This window comes from Streptomyces sp. NPDC049585, from assembly GCF_040675615.1.
Taxonomy (GTDB): Bacteria; Actinomycetota; Actinomycetes; order Streptomycetales; family Streptomycetaceae; genus Streptomyces; species Streptomyces luteosporeus.
Genome location: NZ_JBFAPE010000006.1, coordinates 299,020 through 311,438 on the forward strand (window position 1 = coordinate 299,020; position 12,419 = coordinate 311,438).

Here is a 12,419-nt window from a genome sequence, read left to right on the forward strand (position 1 = left end):
GCTAGGCGCGATGGCTAGGGGCGAGGAGCAGCAGACGGTGCGTTTCCCGGTCGAGGACCCCTCGTACGAAGGCGGCGGTGCGGCGGTGCCCGGCCGCGCGGTGGGCACCGGTCGGCTGGGCCGGCCCCGCCGGGCGGGGGTCACGGTGCTGGCAGCCGCCCTGCTGGGCGGGCTGCTGGGCAACGCCGCGGACGCCCTCGCCGATCCCCGGCCCGGCGACGAGCGGGCGGCGACGGCCGGTTCGCCGGACGCCCCGGACCGCGAGAGCGCGGGCGCGCTGCCGGCGGTGTGGCCACGGCCCCAGTCGATGCGCGCCCAGGGCTCGTTCGTCCGAGTGGGTGACGAAGTCACCCTGATGGCGGAGCCGGGCACCGACCCGTACGCGCTGCAGGCGCTCAAGGACGTCCTGCGCGACGCGGGCGCGCGCACGGTCGTCGACGCCGCGCCGGGCGGCACCCCGCCGCCCGGCGGGCTGATCGTGCACGCCGGCGGACGGAGCGCCGAGGGCGCCCTGAAGGCGCTGGGCGCGCCGGCCGCGGGCGACCTGCCGGCGGGCGGCTACCGGCTGGCCACCGGCGTCGTCGACGGGCGGCCGGCGGTGGCGCTGGCGGGCGTGGGCGACGACGGGCTCTTCCACGCGGCCCAGACGCTGCGGCAGCTGGCCGTCGAGCGGGACGGCGGCAAGGGCTTCGCCGGCGCGCTGATCCGCGACTGGCCGACCACGGCGGTGCGCGGGCTGACCGAGGGCTTCTACGGGCAGCCGTGGTCGGCGCAGCAGCGCCTGGAGCAGCTGGACTTCATGGGCCGCACCAAGCAGAACCGCTACCTGTACGCCCCCGGCGACGACCCCTACCGGCAGGCCCGCTGGCGCGATCCCTACCCGGCCGGGCGGCGCGCGGAGTTCCGGGCGCTGGCCGAGCGGGCGCGGCGCAACCACGTGACGCTGGGCTGGGCCGTGGCGCCGGGGCAGGCCATGTGCTTCTCCTCCGCCGCCGACCTGCGGGCCCTCAAGCGCAAGGTGGACGCGATGTGGGCGCTGGGGGTGCGCGCCTTCCAGCTGCAGTTCCAGGACGTCAGCTACAGCGAGTGGCACTGCGAGGCGGACGCCGAGCAGTTCGGCTCCGGGCCGAAGGCGGCGGCGAAGGCGCAGGCGAAGGTGGCCGGCGAGCTGGCCCGGCACCTGGCCGCCAAGGGCCCGGAGGCGGCCCCGCTGTCCCTGCTGCCCACCGAGTACTACCAGGACGGGCGCACCGCCTTCCGGCGGGCCCTGGCGGAGAAGCTCGACAAGCGCGTCGAGGTGGCGTGGACGGGTGTGGGCGTGGTGCCCCGCACCATCACCGGCGGTGAACTGGCGGAGGCCCGGACGGCCTTCGGGCATCCGCTGGTGACCATGGACAACTACCCGGTCAACGACTTCGCGCAGGACCGTATCTTCCTCGGCCCGTACACCGGCCGCGAGCCGGCCGTGGCCGCGGGCTCCGCCGCGCTGCTGGCCAACGCGGCGGCGCAGCCCACCGCCTCGCGCATCCCGCTGTTCACCGCCGCCGACTTCGCCTGGAACCCGCGCGGCTACCGACCGGAGGAGTCCTGGCGGGCGGCCGTGGCCGACCTCGCCTCGCTCGCGGGCGGCGACGCGGCGGCCCGTGACGCGCTGTTCGCGCTCGCCGGCAACGACGCGTCCTCGGTGCTCGGCGGCGAGGAGTCGGCGTACCTGCGGCCGCTGCTGGACGACTTCCGCGACGCGCTGTCCGGCACCGACGCCGGCCGGATCGAGCAGGCCGCGGGCCGGCTGCGGGAGGCCTTTCGCACCATGGCCGGCGCCCCCGAGCGGCTCGGGCCGGCCCTCGGCGGCGAGGTGGGGCCCTGGCTGGAGCAGCTGGGCCGGCACGGACAGGCCGGGCTGCAGGCCGTCGACATGCTCACCGCCCAGGCGCGCGGCGACGGCACGGCGGCCTGGCGGGCCCAACTGGCGGTGCAGAAGCTGCGCGAGCGGATCAGCGCGGAACGCGCGACCGTGGGACAGGGCGTCCTCGTGCCCTTCCTCGACCAGGCGCTGGCCCGCGCCAACGGCTGGACCGGGGTCGACCGGCCGGTACGCACCGCGGGCGCGGCCACCGACGGCGACGCCGCGACCGCCGTGACCCCGGCGGCGGGCACGCCCCTGGCCGTACGGCTGCCCCGGCCGCGGCCGCTGACGGAGGTCACCCTGCTGACGGCGGACGCGCCGGGCGCCGGCGGCGTCGTGGAGGCGCACGACCCGGTGCGCGGCTGGCAGCAGCTGGGGGCCGTCGCGGACGGCGGCTGGACGCAGCTGCCCGGCAAGGGGCTGCGGGCGGACGGCCTGCGGGTGGTGTGGGAGCAGGGCGCGCAGCCGCCGGCCGTGCACGAGATCGCCCCCTGGTTCGACGACAGCCCCCGGGCCGAACTCGAACTGGCGAACGACGGTCAGGCCGAGGCGGAGATCGGCGGCCGGCCGGCCGTCATCGGCATCCGTGTGATCAACCAGCGGCCGGAGACGATCCGCGAGGCCCTGGCCGTCCAGGCTCCCAAGGGGGTGACCGTCACCGCCCCCGCCGAGGTCACGGCGGTCCGGGCGGGCGTCACCACGGCCCGCATCGAGGTGTCGGTGCCCGCGGGGACCCCGGCCGGCACCTTCACCGTGCCCGTACGGCTGGCGGGCCGCGAGCGGACCGTGACGGTCCGGGCGTACCCGGCGCTCGCCGGCGAGGACCTGGCGCGCGCCGGACGCACCACGCCGGCCGACGGCGACGTGTGGTGGCAGCTCGAAGCGACCCGCCCGGTGCGGCTGGGGCGCCTGGTGCCGCACTGGCAGGGCGGACGGCCGGGCCGCTACCGCGTCGAGGTGTCCGGGGACGGGCGCGGATGGCGCGAGGTGCCGTTCACGACGGACGCCGGGGGCGGGCTGCGCCTGGACGCGCCCGGCACGCGCTTCGTGCGCCTGCGCGGCGACGGCGGCTACGCGGTGGGGCAGGTGGAGGCGTACGCGCTGCGGTGACGCCTGCTGCGGGCCTCGCCCGGCGTCCTCAAGCGCCGGACGGGCTGACAGCCCGTCCGGCGTGGGGCAAGCAGAAGGCCCGGTGACGGCCTACGCGGAGACGCCGTCGATCCGGGCCATCGCATCCTCCGCGCCGTACGCCTTGAGGTAGGGCAGCCAGCGCGGATCCCTGTGGCCCGTGCCGATGATGCGCCACGCCAGCCCCGTCGGCGGAGCCGGTTGGTGGCGCAGGCGCCAGCCGAGCTCCGAGACGTGCCGGTCGGCCTTGACGTGATTGCAGCGGCGGCATGCGGCCACCACGTTCTCCCAGTTGTGCTGGCCGCCACGACTGCGCGGTACGACGTGGTCGACGCTGGTTGCGACACCACCGCAGTACGCGCAGCGCCCGCCGTCGCGGGCGAACAGGGCGCGGCGGGTGAGCGGCACGGGCCCCCGAAAGGGCACCCGCACGAAGCGCTTCAGCCTCACGACGCTGGGCGCGGGGATGGTGCAGCTTGCACTGTGCAGATAGGCGCCCGTGTCCTCGAGGCTGACGGCCTTCTCATTGAGGACGAGTATGAGCGCGCGGCGGAGCGGTACGACGCCGAGCGGCTCGTACGACGCGTTGAGGACCAGGACATGCGGCACGGGTGCCTCCTTGTACGCCGGCGGCGCGTGGCTCGCGCCGGGACGATCTCCTGCAAGTGTCCCCTTACCCCTGGCACGCGCGCCACCATGACCAGGTAACGGGTCTCGGGTGTTTTTGAACAAGACCTGTCCCATCTCGAACACAACAGCGGGCGAGCGGCCCCCTCCCGTTACTCTGGGAGGCTGCCCCGCTCCCTCCAGGAGGCTTCTGCTGTGTTCTGGTCCGCCCTGCCGGCCGGTGATTCCCCGACCCCCCGTACCTCGTCGCTGGACGAGGCGCAGCGCACGGCGAACGACGCCGCGGGCTGGGTCGAGGAGAACTGGTCCATCTGGCTCAGCAACGGCCTGCGCATCGTGTTGATCCTCGTGATCGCGGTGGCGATGCGCTCCTTGATCCGCCGTGCCATCACCAAGCTGATAGCGCGGATGAACCGCACCGCGCAGGCGGTGGACGGCACGGCTCTGGGAAGCCTGCTGGTCAACGCCGAGCGGCGGCGGCAGCGGTCGGAGGCCATCGGGTCGGTGCTGCGCAGCGTGGCCTCGTTCCTGATCATGGGCACGGCGGCGCTGACGGTGCTGTCCGTACTGAAGATCAACCTGGCACCGCTGCTGGCGAGTGCGGGTGTGGCGGGTGTGGCCATCGGTTTCGGCGCGCGGAACCTGGTGACGGACTTCCTCTCCGGCGTCTTCATGATCCTTGAGGACCAGTACGGCGTGGGCGACGAGATCGACGCCGGTGTGGCCACGGGCACGGTCGTCGAGGTGGGCCTGCGCGTGACCAAGCTGCGCGGCGCCAACGGCGCGATCTGGTACGTGCGCAACGGCGAGGTCAAGCGCATCGGCAACCTCAGCCAGGGCTGGGCCCTGGCCGAGGTCGACGTCACCCTGCGCTACGACGAGGACCTGGACCGGGCCCGTACGGTCATCGCCGCGGCCGGCGAGGAGCTGGCGCGGCAGGCGCCGTGGACGGAGCGGATCTGGGAGCCGGTGCGGGTCATGGGCCTGGACTCGGTGACGCTGGAGACGGTCGTGGTGCGGGTGCAGGCGAAGGCCATGCCGGGGCACTCCGCCGACGTCGAGCGGGAGCTGCGCTGGCGGATCAAGCAGGCCCTGGACGCGGCCGGCATCCGCATGGGCGCCGCGGCGCAGGGCCGGGAGGAGGACGTCCCCGCCCCGGACCTCGCGACCGCGGTGGCGCCGCCGTCGGTGCTGGGCAATCCGGCCTCGCCGCAGTCCCAGGCGACGGCGCCGATACCGCCGGGGGCGACGCTCGGCAAGTAGTGCCTCACGCCTCCTGCAGGACCTTCTCCAGGAACTCGTCGAGGTGCGTGCGCATGCGCTGGAGCCGTTCCTCCAGCGACAGGCTCTCCTTGTAGCGCATCGTCAGCAGCGGCACCTTCTTGCCGCGCACGTACAGCGGGCAGGCCAGGTCGGCGCACATGTAGGCGCCGACCGTGTTCCCCTCGCGCCCGGAGGCACCCACGCGGCGGGCGGCCAGCAGGGAGACGCCCGAGCCGGGGTGTCCGGTCAGGCACAGCGAGCACATGGTGGTCTTGGTGAAGCTGCGGGGCCCGCCCTGCGGGACGCGCAGGGTCACGCCCACCAGGTCGCCGCCGCGCTCGACGACGAGGTAGCCGCGGTCGGGCGCGCCCGGATCACGCCAGCCGAGGAAGTCCAGGTCCTCCCAGGGCAGCTCGGCCAGCCCGCGGGGCAGGTTGATGCGGCGTGCCTCGCCCTTGGAGCAGTTGACGAAGCTGGCGCGTATGGCGTGGTCGCCGAGTGGTTCCATGCGCAGAACGTAACAAGGCGTGACGAAGGGGCGCATGCGATTTTCCGGCGGGCACCGGGCTGCGGAAGATCGTTGCAGAGGCCACTCTTGACGCCGGCGCGAGCCGGGCCCTAACGTCCCCGATATCGGTTGGAAGGTTTCCTTACAGATCTGCCGAGGGGTGGGACTCGACGTCATGGGCCAGGCGGGAATCCCCGGGACGCCACGCGTCCTGCGGGCCATGAACGACCGGGCCGCGCTGGAGCTGCTCGTCGACCTCGGACCGCTCACACGCACCCGGCTGGGCGAGCTCACCGGCCTGTCCAAGCCCACCGCCTCCCAGCTCCTCGGCCGGCTGGAGGCCGCCGGACTGGTACGCGGCGTCGGCAGCGTCACCGGCCGCCCGGGTCCCAACGCCCAGCTCTACGAGGTCAATCCCTCCGTCGCCCACGTGGCCGCCCTCGCCGTCGACGAGGAGGGCATCACCGCCGCCGTCGCCGACATCACCGGCACCCTGCTCGGCGAGCACCACGTCCGCGCCCGGGCCCTGGACGAGGACGTCGCCCGGCGCACCGGCGAGCTGGTCACCGAGGCCGTCCGGGGCGCGCTGGCCGCCGCCGGGCTGGGCACCGGCGACCTGCACCGCACCGTCATCGGCACGCCCGGTGCCCTCGACCCGCGCACCCGCGTCCTGCGCTACGCCCCTCACCTGCCCGGCTGGCAGGGCCCCGGCGTGTGCGAGGAGCTGGCCGGGCGGCTGGGCACGCCCGTCGTCATCGAGAACGACGTCAACCTGGCCGCGGTCGCCGAGCGCCACGCGGGCGCCGCCCGGGGCGAGGACGACTTCGTCCTGGCGTGGATCGACGAGGGCGTGGGCGCCGCCGTCGTCCTCGGCGGCCGGCCCCTGCGCGGGGCCACCGGCGGCGCCGGGGAGATCGGCTACATGCCGCTGCCGGGGGCACCACTGGCCCGCGGCGGCCCCGAGGCCACCGTCGCGCCGGACGGCGGGGGCGGATTCCAGCAGCTCGTGGGCTCGCCCACGGTGCTGCGGCTCGCGCGGGAAGCGGGCCTGGCCGCCGGGAGCGTGCACGAGGCACTCGATGCGGCGGCGCGCACGCCGGGCGCGGGCGACGCGCTGTTCGCCGAGCTCGCCGAGCGCATCGCCACCGGGCTCGCGGCGGTGGTCGCCGTCGTCGACCCGGGGCTGGTGGTGCTGACCGGGGAGGTCTGCCGGGCCGGCGGCGAACGGCTGCGCGCCCTGGTCGAATCCCGGCTGGACGATCTCGCCCTGCCCCGCCCGCAGCTGCGCCTGAGCACCGTCGAAGGCCGCCCCGTCCTCGTCGGCGCGCTGTGCACCGCTCTCGCCGACGCCCGCGACGCCGTCTTCGACACGGCCTGACCCGGCAGGAGGAGGCCCTATGCCACGGTCGCCCCTGCGCTCACGGTTACGGACGCCCGGTGCGGTCGTCCTGCTGCTCCTGCCGGTGCTGTGGGTGCTCTCGGGCTGCGCCGCACCGGCCGCCGGCAGCGCCGACGACGATCCCACCCGGCCCGTCACCCTGCGCCTGTGGCACGGCTGGTCGCAGAAGGACGAGGTGAAGGCGGTCGACGAGGCCCTCGCCCGGTTCCGCCGCAGCCACCCGAACATCCGCGTGGAGGCCACCGGCAACGTCGGTGACGCCACCGTCAACCAGGCCCTGCGCGCCGGCGGCCCGGGCGCGCCGGACGTCGTGGCCTCCTTCAGCACCGACAACGTCGGCCAGTACTGCTCGTCGGGCATGTGGACCGACCTCGGCCCCTTCCTGCGCCGCTCCGGCATCGCGAAGGAGGCGGTCTTCCCGCGCGTGATGCTCGACTACACCGCCTACCGGGGCACCCAGTGCGCGCTGCCGCTGCTCGCCGACGCCTACGGCCTGTACTACGACAAGGACGCCTTCGAGCAGGCGGGCCTCTCCCGTCCCCCGCGCACCCTGTCGGAGTTCAAGGCGGCCGCCGTCCGGCTCACCGAGCGCACCACCGACGGCGGATACCGGCGGGTGGGCTTCATGCCGGACTTCCGGCTGTACGAGAACAGCCCGGACCGCCTCTTCGCCCAGTGGGGGCCCGCCTACTTCGACGGCGACGGCAGCGCCCGGCTCTCGCGGGAGCCGGCGACCACCGCCTTCCTCCGCTTCCAGCGGGAGCTGATCGACGCCCTCGGCGGCTACGGGCCGCTGGAGAGGTTCCGCACCACCTTCGGCGAGGAGATGTCCTCGCAGCACGCCTTCCGCACCGGGAAGCTGGCCATGCACCTGGACGGGGAGTGGCGCACCCGGATGCTGGAGGCGGACCGCCCCGGCTTCCGCTGGGCGACGGCGCCCCTGCCCGTACCGGACGACCGGCCCGAGACGTACGGGCGCGGCCTGCTGACCGGCACCGTGGTGGGCATCGCGCACAGCAGCCGGCACCAGAACGCGGCCTGGGAGCTGGTGAGGTTCCTGACGACCGACACCGATCAGGTGGTCGCGTTCGCGAACGCGCTCGGCAACGTGCCCTCCACCAAGGCCGCGCTCGCCTCGCCCCGGCTGCGGGCCGGCCCGGGCTTTCGCACCTTCCTCGACATCGCCCGGCACCCGCTGAGCGTCGCCCTGCCGCCCTCGGTCAACGGCGGGATGTACGTGGTGGCGCTGCGCGAGTTCGGCTACGCCGTCGAGGCCGGCCGGGTGCGCGACCTCGGCAAGGGGCTGCGGCAGCTCGACCGGCAGATCGACGACGACACCCTCCAGTCCGCCGACTGACGAAAGGGCAGGGATGAACCGTCCGGACCCCGCCCGCCGGGCCCGGCTGCGCCGGCGCCTGCGCACCGCGGGCTTCCTCTCCCCCTGGCTGGCCGGCTTCGGCGTCTTCTTCGCCTATCCGCTCGCGGCCACCGTCTACTTCTCCTTCATGCACTACAACCAGATCCGCCCGCCGACCTTCGTGGGGTTGCGCAACTGGTCGTACGTGCTGGAGCGGATGCCGCTGTTCTGGCCGGCCCTGGGGAACACCCTGTGGCTGGTGGTGGTCATGGTGACGCTGCGGGTGGTCTTCGGCCTGGGCATCGGGCTGCTGGCCACCCGGATCAAGCTCGGCAAGGGCCTGCTGCGCACCCTGTTCTATCTGCCGTGCCTGGCGCCGCCGGTGGCTGCGACGGTCGCCTTCGTCTTCCTGCTGAACCCCGGCACGGGCCCCGTGAACGGCATCCTCTCCGCCCTCGGCCTGCCCTCCCCCGGCTGGTTCACCGACCCGGCCTGGGCCAAGCCCTCGCTGGTGCTGCTGTCGCTGTGGGGCATCGGCGACCTCATGGTCGTCTTCCTCGCCGCCCTGCTCGACGTCCCGCGCGAGCAGTACGAGGCGGCCGAGCTGGACGGGGCCGGGCCACTGGCGACCTTCCGCTACGTCACCTGGCCGTCGATCACCCCCGTGGTGACCTTCGCGGTGGTGACGGGCGTGGTGCAGACGATGCAGTACTACACGCAGGCGCTGGTGGCCGGACGGATGGCGTCCGGCGTGAGCATCGGCCCCGGCACGGTCGTGCAGCCCGGCTATCCCGACCACTCCACCCTCACCGTGCCGCAGCTCGTCTACTCGCTGGGCTTCCAGAACTTCAACACCGGCGCGGCGTGCGTGCTCTCGCTCGTGCTCTTCGCCCTGGCCATGTCGGTCACCGCCCTGCTGATGCGCCGGCGCGGCGGGCTGCTGCGGGTGGAGGACTGACGGCCGTGACGACCGCCAAAAGACCCGGGGCCGTGCTGCACTGGATAGCCGTGCACACCACGGCCGTCGCCGCTGCGCTGTTCTTCACGCTGCCCTTCGTCTTCGTGCTGCTGACGTCGGTGATGAGCGACGAACAGGCGCTCAGCGGCGAGCTGTGGCCCCACCAGTGGCAGTGGTCGAACTACGCCGAGGTCTTCCGCACCCCCGGCTTCCTGACCTGGTGGCGCAACTCGCTGCTGTACGCCGGGCTCGGCACCCTGCTGACCGTGTGCTCCTCCGTCCCGGTCGCCTACGCACTCGCGAAGTTCCGCTTCCGGGGACGGCGCCCGGCACTGCTCCTGGTGATCGCCACCATGATGCTGCCGCCCCAGGTGGTCGTGGTGCCCATGTACCTGGTGTGGGCCCAGCAACTGCACCTGTCGGGGTCCCTGTGGCCGCTGATCGTCCCGCTGGCGTTCGGGGACGCGTACTCCATCTTCCTGCTGCGCCAGTTCCTGCTCACCATCCCCACCGAATACCTCGACGCGGCGAAGGTCGACGGCTGCGGCGAGGTGCGCACGCTGCTGCGCGTCGTGGTGCCGATGGCCCGCCCGGGCATCGCGGCGGTCGCCCTGTTCCAGTTCTTCTTCTGCTGGAACGACTACTTCGGACCGCAGATCTACGCCGCCCAGAACCCCGGCGCCTGGACGCTCAGCTACGGGCTGGAGTCCTTCAAGAGCGCCCACGGCGTCGACTGGAACCTCACCATGGCCGCCACCGCCCTGGTGACGGCCCCGGTCGTCATCGTCTTCTTCTTCGCCCAGAAAGCCTTCGTCGAAGGCATCACACTGACAGGAGTCAAGGGTTGAAGCTCGCAGTAGTGGGGGGCGGCTCCACGTACACCCCCGAACTCGCCGACGGATTCGCGCGTCTGCACGCGACGCTGCCCGTGGACGAGCTGGTCCTGGTGGACCCCGACGCCGACCGGCTGGAGCGCGTCGGCGGCCTGGCCCGGCGCATCCTCGCCCGGCAGGGCCACCCCGGACGCGTGAGCTGGACGAGCGACCTCCAGGCCGGCACCGACGGCGCCGACGCCGTCCTGCTGCAACTGCGGGTGGGCGGGCAGTCGGCCCGCGAACAGGACGAGACCTGGCCGCTGGAGTGCGGCTGCGTCGGCCAGGAGACCACCGGCGCGGGCGGGCTCGCCAAGGCACTGCGCACGGTGCCGGTGGTGCTGGACATCGCCGAGCAGGTCCGCCGGCGCAACCCGCAGGCCTGGATCGTCGACTTCACCAACCCCGTCGGCATCGTCACCCGCGCCCTGCTCGCCGCCGGGCACCGCGCGGTGGGGCTGTGCAACGTCGCCATCGGCTTCCAGCGGAAGTTCGCCGGACTGCTGGGCGTCGCCCCCGAGGACGTGACGCTGGAACACGTGGGCCTGAACCACCTCACTTGGGAGCGGGCCGTACGCATCGGCGGCCGGGACGTGCTGCCCCAGCTGCTCGCCGAGCACGGCGAGACGATCGCCGCCGACCTGCGCCTGCCGCGCGCCCTGCTGGACCGCCTCGGCGTGGTCCCCTCGTACTACCTGCGCTACTTCTACCGGCACGACGAGGCGGTGGAGGAACTGCGCGGCGGCCCCTCCCGGGCCGCGCAGGTCGCCGAGATGGAACGACAGCTGCTCGCGATGTACGCCGATCCCGGCCTGGACGAGAAGCCGGAGCTGCTCGCCTCCCGCGGCGGGGCGTTCTACTCGGAAGCAGCAGTCGCACTCACCGCCTCGCTGCTGCGGGACACCGGCGACGTCCAGGTGGTCAACACCTTCAACCGGGGCACGCTGCCCTTCCTGCCCGACGACGCGGTGATCGAGGTCCCGGCCGCGGTGGGCGCCGAGGGCGCGCACCCTCTGCCCGTACGCCCCCTGGAGCCGCTGTACGCCGGGCTGGTGGCGGCCGTGACGGCGTACGAGCACCTGGCGCTCGAAGCGGCGCTCAAGGGCGGCCGGGGGCGCGTCTTCGAAGCCCTGCTCGCCCACCCGCTGATCGGCCAGTACGCGCAGGCGGAACGCCTGACGGACCTGCTCCTCGCCCACAACCGGGAGCACCTGGCGTGGGCGTGATCGTGGCGGTCGACGCCGGCAACAGCAAGACGGACGCGGCCGTCGTCGCCGCGGACGGCACCGTCCTGGGCAGCGCGCGCGGCGGCGGCTTCCAGCCGCAGACCGCCGGCGTCGAACGCGCCGTCGACGTCCTGCAGGCGGCCGTCACCGGCGCGCTCGCCGCCGCCCGGGCCACACGGCCCGGCCCCCTGCGCATCGGACACGTCAGCGCCTGCCTCGCCAACGCCGACTTCCCGGCGGAGGAGGAGCTGCTCGCCGCCGAGCTCGCACGGCGCGTGCGCCCCGCGGGCGGACAGGGCGGACCACCCTCCGTCGAAGTCGCCAACGACACCTTCGCCCTGCTGCGGGCCGGGCTGCCCGACGGCGGCGAACCGGCCGGCGTCGCCGTGGTCTGCGGCGCCGGCATCAACTGCTGCGGACTCGCCCCCGGCGGCCGCCGGGCCCGCTTCGCCGCGATCGGCCGCATCTCCGGGGACTGGGGAGGCGGCCTGCACCTGGCCGAAGAAGCCCTGTGGTGGGCGGCCCGCGCGGCCGACGGGCGCGGCGGGCCCACCGCCCTGGCCCACGCCCTGCCCGCCCACTTCGGGCTGCCCGGCATGGCCGAACTCATCGAGGCCCTGCACCTGGGCCGCATCGACCCCGCCCGCCGCCACGAGCTCACACCCGTGCTCTTCGCGGTCGCGGACGGCGGCGACGCGGTGGCGCGGGCGCTGGTCGAGCGCCAGGCCGAGGAGGTCGTGGCGATGGCGGTCACTGCGCTGAGGCGGCTGGAGCTGCTCGATGCGGCGGTGCCGGTGGTCCTGGGAGGCGGAGTGCTGACGGCACGCCATGCGCTGCTGGACGAGGGCATCGCGGGGCTGCTGGCGCGGCGGGCGCCGCGGGCGGTGACGCGGGTCGTGACCGCACCGCCGGTGCTGGGGGCGGCGCTGCTGGCCCTCGACCGCGCGGCCGCGCCGACGCGCGCGTACGCCCGCCTGCGGAGCCACTACGCGTAGGGCCCCCGCCTACGGCGGGCTCGTCAGGGTGCCGTGCTTCGCCCGGGCCTCGGGCCGGCGCGTCGACTGCGGGCCGTCGGTGGCCGATCGCGCAGTTCCCCGCGCCCCTACGGGGCGCCCCGTAGGGGCGCGGGGACGCCTCCCCGCGCGGTGAGGTCGTCATCGCCCAGTGGGAACCCC

The 12,419-nt window shown here is 74.4% G+C and carries 10 protein-coding genes; 8 read left to right on the top strand and 2 right to left on the bottom strand.

Features of this window, described 5'->3' with window-relative positions; genetic code table 11:
- Window positions 1–100: 100 nt before the first annotated feature.
- Window positions 101–3,016 carry a beta-N-acetylglucosaminidase domain-containing protein gene (locus tag AB0K17_RS10485; protein WP_365982774.1) on the top strand — a complete coding sequence of 972 codons (2,916 nt, stop codon included), beginning with the start codon at window positions 101–103 and terminating at the stop codon, window positions 3,014–3,016.
- 90 nt (window positions 3,017–3,106) lie between these two features.
- Here the strand turns inward: AB0K17_RS10485 and AB0K17_RS10490 are convergent, their stop codons facing one another.
- Window positions 3,107–3,643, bottom strand: coding sequence for an HNH endonuclease (locus AB0K17_RS10490; protein ID WP_365967679.1), 537 nt, complete (start codon window positions 3,641–3,643; stop codon window positions 3,107–3,109).
- Between the two features lie 213 nt (window positions 3,644–3,856).
- Between AB0K17_RS10490 and AB0K17_RS10495 the strand changes: the two genes are divergently transcribed.
- Window positions 3,857–4,924: a mechanosensitive ion channel family protein gene (locus AB0K17_RS10495; protein WP_365967678.1), complete on the top strand. Its 1,068-nt coding sequence runs from the start codon at window positions 3,857–3,859 to the stop codon at window positions 4,922–4,924.
- Between the two features lie 4 nt (window positions 4,925–4,928).
- Here AB0K17_RS10495 and AB0K17_RS10500 read toward each other — a convergent pair whose 3' ends face one another.
- A complete protein-coding gene (locus AB0K17_RS10500; protein ID WP_365967676.1) occupies window positions 4,929–5,432 on the bottom strand; it encodes an FBP domain-containing protein in 504 nt (167 codons plus the stop codon).
- Between the two features lie 220 nt (window positions 5,433–5,652).
- On the opposite strand from AB0K17_RS10500, the gene AB0K17_RS10505 reads away from it, so the two are divergent.
- From AB0K17_RS10505 to AB0K17_RS10530, 6 genes are read left to right on the top strand one after another with little or no spacing between them, the layout of a single operon-like run.
- The gene (locus tag AB0K17_RS10505) at window positions 5,653–6,810 is read left to right on the top strand and encodes an ROK family transcriptional regulator (RefSeq protein ID WP_365982762.1); all 1,158 of its coding nucleotides are present in this window, start codon (window positions 5,653–5,655) and stop codon (window positions 6,808–6,810) included.
- A 19-nt stretch (window positions 6,811–6,829) separates the two neighbouring features.
- Window positions 6,830–8,188, top strand: coding sequence for an extracellular solute-binding protein (locus AB0K17_RS10510; RefSeq protein WP_365982763.1), 1,359 nt, complete (start codon window positions 6,830–6,832; stop codon window positions 8,186–8,188).
- Between the two features lie 13 nt (window positions 8,189–8,201).
- Window positions 8,202–9,146, top strand: coding sequence for a sugar ABC transporter permease (locus AB0K17_RS10515; RefSeq protein WP_365982764.1), 945 nt, complete (start codon window positions 8,202–8,204; stop codon window positions 9,144–9,146).
- Complete coding sequence (locus tag AB0K17_RS10520; RefSeq protein ID WP_365967689.1) at window positions 9,143–9,994, top strand: carbohydrate ABC transporter permease; 852 nt, start codon at window positions 9,143–9,145, stop codon at window positions 9,992–9,994. Before AB0K17_RS10515 ends, AB0K17_RS10520 begins: the two co-directional genes overlap by 4 nt.
- The gene (locus AB0K17_RS10525; protein WP_365982765.1) at window positions 9,991–11,244 is read left to right on the top strand and encodes a 6-phospho-beta-glucosidase; all 1,254 of its coding nucleotides are present in this window, start codon (window positions 9,991–9,993) and stop codon (window positions 11,242–11,244) included. Before AB0K17_RS10520 ends, AB0K17_RS10525 begins: the two co-directional genes overlap by 4 nt.
- Window positions 11,235–12,239 (top strand): BadF/BadG/BcrA/BcrD ATPase family protein, encoded by a 1,005-nt coding sequence (locus tag AB0K17_RS10530; RefSeq protein ID WP_365982766.1) that lies wholly within the window; start codon window positions 11,235–11,237, stop codon window positions 12,237–12,239. The genes AB0K17_RS10525 and AB0K17_RS10530 overlap by 10 nt, the downstream gene beginning before the upstream one ends.
- Window positions 12,240–12,419: the final 180 nt, after the last annotated feature.

Bases quoted from the DNA above. Each gene is read 5' to 3' on its own strand.
- AB0K17_RS10500 (WP_365967676.1), bottom strand. From the start codon at position 5,432: ATGGAACCACTCGGCGACCACGCCATACGCGCCAGCTTCGTCAACTGC.
- AB0K17_RS10505 (WP_365982762.1), top strand. From the start codon at position 5,653: ATGAACGACCGGGCCGCGCTGGAGCTGCTCGTCGACCTCGGACCGCTC.
- AB0K17_RS10510 (WP_365982763.1), top strand. From the start codon at position 6,830: ATGCCACGGTCGCCCCTGCGCTCACGGTTACGGACGCCCGGTGCGGTC.
- AB0K17_RS10515 (WP_365982764.1), top strand. From the start codon at position 8,202: ATGAACCGTCCGGACCCCGCCCGCCGGGCCCGGCTGCGCCGGCGCCTG.